Origin of the sequence: Nitrosomonas sp. GH22, from assembly GCF_009833115.1 — a bacterium.
Lineage (GTDB): Bacteria > Pseudomonadota > Gammaproteobacteria > Burkholderiales > Nitrosomonadaceae > Nitrosomonas > Nitrosomonas eutropha.
The window spans coordinates 1-1073 of the sequence record NZ_QRCA01000078.1 but is presented as its reverse complement, the minus strand read 5'-3'; the positions used below and the strand labels follow the sequence as shown (position 1 = coordinate 1073).

The 1073-nt window shown below is 57.5% G+C and carries 2 protein-coding genes; both read right to left on the bottom strand.

Going from position 1 to position 1073, the window contains the following annotated elements:
- Positions 1 to 111: 111 nt before the first annotated feature.
- Complete coding sequence (locus tag ABF86_RS12410) at positions 112 to 522, bottom strand: hypothetical protein (protein WP_160803666.1); 411 nt, start codon at positions 520 to 522, stop codon at positions 112 to 114.
- Between the two features lie 13 nt (positions 523 to 535).
- Positions 536 to 1012 carry a LysR substrate-binding domain-containing protein gene (locus ABF86_RS12405; RefSeq protein WP_345889576.1) on the bottom strand — a complete coding sequence of 159 codons (477 nt, stop codon included), beginning with the start codon at positions 1010 to 1012 and terminating at the stop codon, positions 536 to 538.
- Positions 1013 to 1073: the final 61 nt, after the last annotated feature.

Sequence of the window (1073 nt, the reverse complement as noted above, 5' to 3'; positions counted from 1 at the left end):
GCCGATTGGTGTGATTAACGAGGTATTTGCCTTCCATGACGCGATGCCTACCGGCGTAACCGTCAGCGAGACCGGACGTATCGGATCGTGACAACGCTGAAAGCCCCGTATTTACTGGATTTCAGGCACCCGCGTCAGCATCCACTCATCCGACGTTCGATCAGGCGGTGACGAACCGCTCCCGAAATGCTCGCCGGACCTGGTCGTAAGGCACAGGGCTGGTGGCGTGCGGGACCAGCGCGCCTCTGTCGCCGATGAGGTAGTTGATCCGGTAGGTGCAGTTTCCGGAGGGGGGGCAGCATGCCGCCAATCACCCGGTCGGGATTCAGAACCCGCTCCTGGATCAGGCGGTCCAGCACGCTCTGGACCTGCGGCCCCAGGCCAACGAACACGGCATCCTTCAGTTCTTCGACTTCCGCCGCGAAGTGCTCCAGCAGGTACTTCCTCAGCAAGGGGTGCTTGGTCATATCCGGTGAGCCACGGTAAACGTCGTCCTTTTCGATTACCGGATAGCGCAGACATTGATTTTCGTGCGTTAGAGAGGGCCTCGCTGCCCAAAAGCCTCACGCGCAAACTCCAAGAAGCTGCGCAGCTTTGGAGTCATTCTTCGGTCAGGGGCATAGAGGATGTGCATTGCGGTATTCGGCACCGGGTACTGCGGCAACAGACGCACCAGTGTCCCATCGCGCAGTGCATCGCTAACCAACTCTATCGGCTGTAGAACCACACCTAGGCCAGCTACAGCCGCTGCCAGCAGTGGATCACCTTGATTGATCGTTAATTTGCTTGTAATAGGAACATCTATACGCCCCTCCGGGCTGTCGAAGCTCCAGTGTGAGCGGCCATCAGAATAGGTAAACCCCAGACACTCCTGCTGCTGTAGATCCCACGGATTGATGATGGGAGGGCGACGTGCAAGATAGGACGGCGCAGCGCATAAAACCATCTGATAGGGCTCCAGTGGCACTGCCTTCAACCCACTGCTCACCAGCTCGCCGATGCGAAATACCACGTCTTAACCATCATCAACGATATCGACCAGCTCGTTCGATAACGTTAGGTCAACAGACACC